Annotated in this window: 2 protein-coding genes; both read right to left on the bottom strand. The window is 49.2% G+C overall.

All coding sequences use genetic code 11. The annotated features are described in order from the left end of the window. Positions 1-184: 184 nt before the first annotated feature. Entirely contained in the window at positions 185-613 is a 429-nt protein-coding gene (locus tag AC0QHF_RS14370; protein WP_324704911.1) for a Uma2 family endonuclease, read from the bottom strand. Between the two features lie 371 nt (positions 614-984). Next, positions 985-3,513: an AAA family ATPase gene (locus AC0QHF_RS14365; RefSeq protein ID WP_324704910.1), complete on the bottom strand. Its 2,529-nt coding sequence runs from the start codon at positions 3,511-3,513 to the stop codon at positions 985-987. Positions 3,514-3,670 lie beyond the last annotated feature (157 nt).

Raw genomic sequence — 3,670 nt, 5'->3', positions numbered from 1 at the left:
AGAGGTGTCAGGTCATAGCCACACACCGCACAGGTTTCGACCTCATTTTCCGTATATTCCGTTTCACAAACCGGACAGTTCGCCATAATTCCCAACCCCGATAAGACTTAGAAACCGGGTTTCTAGAAGAAGAGTCACATTAGACCCATAGATTTTTCAAAGAAACCCGGTTTCTTGACTGCTATTATAACTCGCGAATCCCGCTCGATGCAAATACTTCGTCAACGGTCAATTCCAACTCGGGGAAAGTGGGAGACAAAATGCGATCGCCCCCCAAAAATGACTGGAGTTGATACTCACCCTCAACCAACCGATAAACCAAAATCTGCGGCTGCTTGGGATTGCCCAAAAACGTCCGAGATGCGATCGCCAAATAATCCACAATCCAATATTCTGCAATTCCCAACCGCCGATACTCGTCCCGCCTGTCAAGATAATCATCCTCCCAGTTTGTCGAAACCACCTCCACCGCCAATTCAATCGGTTCCGTCAACGCGCCGTAAGTCCGCACGTTGCGATTCCAAACCTCAGCTTTCACCACCCCACCCGAACCGTCGGGACACTGTTCTAAAAACTCAGCAAATGTCAATTTTTTAGATGATGTTATTGTCATATAATATTCCTCATCAATATAAATGATCCCCCTAAATCCCCCTTAAAAAGGGGGACTTTGAATCGAACTCTCCCCTTAAAAAGAGGGACTTTAAATCGAACTCTCCCCTTAAAAAGGGGGACTTTAAATCTAGCTCCCCCCTTTTCAAGGGGGGCTGGGGGGGATCTCGATCATGCCGGGGGAGAACGAAATGAACCCCCATTATCTCCCTTAAAAAGAGGGACTTTAAATCTAGCTCCCCCCTTATAAAGGGGGGCTGGGGGGGATCTCGATCATGCCGGGGGAGAACGAAATGAACCCCCATTATCTCCCTTAAAAAGGGGGACTTTAAATCTAGCTCCCCCCTTCTCAAGGGGTGCTGGGGGCGATCGCTACTCCCAACTCGGAATATCTTCCCATCTAAATGTTACCATATCTTCACCGCTCAAATTATCCCGGACGATGCGATTTTTTAAATTGTTTACCATCCGTTCATAAAAGTTGCGGACATCGCGACCGTTGCCAAAATTTTGCCCCCGATTTTGATAGGCAAAATTCATCATTTCTCGCACCCTCGCCGATACCTCATCCGGACAAATTCGCCCGCTTTGCCGACACATTCCCAGAAAGATACTGTGCAGATCTTCTCCGGTATAATCGGGGAAATGGATTTTCTTGGCAATGCGAGATTGCAACCCCGGATTGCTGTCCATAAACTCCGCCATTTCCCGCGAATATCCCGCCAAAATTACCACCAGGCGATCGCGATAATTTTCCATCATCGGCACCAAGGTATCGATCGCTTCCCGTCCAAAATCCCGGCTATCTCCCCCGCGAGATAAGGCATAGGCTTCATCTATAAACAACACCCCATCCACCGCCGACTCAATCACCTGGGCGGTTTTTTCGGCGGTATGTCCGATATATTGTCCCACCAATTTGGTGCGATCGGCTTCCACAAATTGACCCTTTTTCAACAACCCCAAAGCGCGATAAATTCGGCCGATCAAACGGGAAACGGTGGTTTTTCCCGTCCCCGGATTGCCGGTAAATAATAAGTGGCGAGTTTCCATTTCATTACCGGCCAACATCCCCGCCTTCGCCAATTTTATATTGGCGATTTGGGTGTTAATTAATTGTCGGACATCCTGTTTGACGGACTGCAACCCCGTCAACTCTTCCAATTCTTGCAACAGTTTTTCCAGCGTCTCCTCATCGGCGGTTCCCCGTTGGGAGAGTTCCCGATAGTCCGGCGGTAAATCGGCAACGGTAAAGGGTTCCGTCAGGGGATTCAAACCCAATTTTATAACGCGATCGCTCCGTAAATCATCCATGCGATCGAATATCTTTTCCACCTCCCTGGCGTTGCCAAAATTGCCGTCTCGGTTGTCGTAAAGCTGGGTCAATAAGTTGTCGAGACGGGGTTCCAAATTCGGCGCGATCGCACCTTTGACCCGATCTACCCGCTGCCGGAAAATCGTCAACAATTCCGGCGGTTTGTAATCCTCGAAAATAATTTCCGTTCCAAAACGACTCGACAAACCGGGGTTAGATGTGATAAAATTATTCATCAATTCCGGATATCCGGCGACAATCACCGCCAGCCGTTCCCGTTCATCTTCCATCCGTTTTAATAGGGTATCGATCGCCTCCCGTCCCCAGTCATTTTCACCCCCTTGAGCGAGGGTATAAGCCTCGTCAATAAACAACACCCCATCCAAAGCGCGATCGACCGTTTCATTGGTCAAAATTGCCGTGTGTCCCACATATCCCGCCACCAAATCTCGCCCGCCAATTTCTACTACATGACCTCGCCGCAATAACCCCAAATCTCGATAAATTTCTCCGATCAATCTCGCGACGGTGGTTTTACCCGTTCCGGGGTTTCCTTTGAAGACCAAATGCAGCCTCGGGGGTTCGGTGGCGATGCCATTTTGTTGGCGTTCTCGGGCGATTTGTAATGACCCCATTTTTTGCTGGACGGCGGTTTTGACATTCCCCAAACCGACCAATTCTTGCAAGCGTTCCAACGCCGGTTTGTCGCTGACATCCCCGGATAGCCACTGCTGCTGTTTGGCGACAGTCAGGGATAATTCGGAAACGGAATTAAAGCGATCGTACCAGGTGTTTAGGGGTTGATTTTCGGCTGCGATCGCAGAAATTAAACGGTCGCGATCGCCCCAATTGACGGGTTTTTGGTGAACCAGTCGGAAATAATCCCAGAGTTTCTGTAACTCCCCTTCTGCCGGGGTTGACACGCGAACCAAATTAAATTGGCGATCGCCCCGATTTTGCAACCAATTCCCCAGAAAAGTAAAGCCGATAGTGTTGCAAAAATCTTGAAACTGTTGTAAACTATGATGGTGGGAAATAAACGCGCAAAGATTGCGATTCGTGGGAGGAAGTCGCCCCCAACTCACCACCCGTCCCAACAGTTCCCGGCGGTTGTCAAACATCCGCAAATCTTCCACATCAGAAAACACGATCGCACTTTTGTAGCGGGTGTCTTCCATGAAGTGTTGAAAGTAGCCGATACATTGAATATCAGATATCACGGCGGGGCGATTTGCTGCCGGTTGGGGCGTCGGTTCCGGGGAGGTTTGTCGTCCCAACAGGCGGCGGCGTTTCCCCAAAGGGCCGGCTTTCACCCGCATTTCTGGGGGGGAAGGTGGCGGGGAGGTTTTCGGCTGTTCCCTGGCGTTTTGCAGGGATTCCGCATCGAGGAAATAGAGCTTTTTAATTCCCGAATAGAAGACGATGCGATCGAAACCTTGACTTTGCAGATACCGATGTAAAACCTGTTCGATATCTTGCAATAATAAATCGTCGCTACAGAAGCTATCCCCGGTGTCGGTTCCGCACAAAACCAGAAAGCGATCGCCGGTTTGGAGGTTCAATTGATTGGTGACTCGTTCAACCATAATTTTACTTCAATTCATACCCTTTTATCATCAATTTTTTCAGCCCCGGGCAACCCTATAAGGTTGCCCCCACGACCATAATATAGCAATGTGAAATGATTGGTGAAAAATTGATCGACTCAAAGCCCCCAGTATTGGGGGTTTGGGGGCCAGACAA

It is taken from the genome of Lyngbya sp. CCY1209 (genome assembly GCF_055795065.1).
The sequence above is the reverse complement of the archived record's forward strand: the minus strand, read 5'-3'. Positions and strand labels throughout refer to the sequence as shown.

Coding starts and splice junctions, on each gene's coding strand:
- AC0QHF_RS14370 (WP_324704911.1), bottom strand. CDS start 613: ATGACAATAACATCATCTAAAAAATTGACATTTGCTGAGTTTTTAGAA.
- AC0QHF_RS14365 (WP_324704910.1), bottom strand. CDS start 3,513: ATGGTTGAACGAGTCACCAATCAATTGAACCTCCAAACCGGCGATCGC.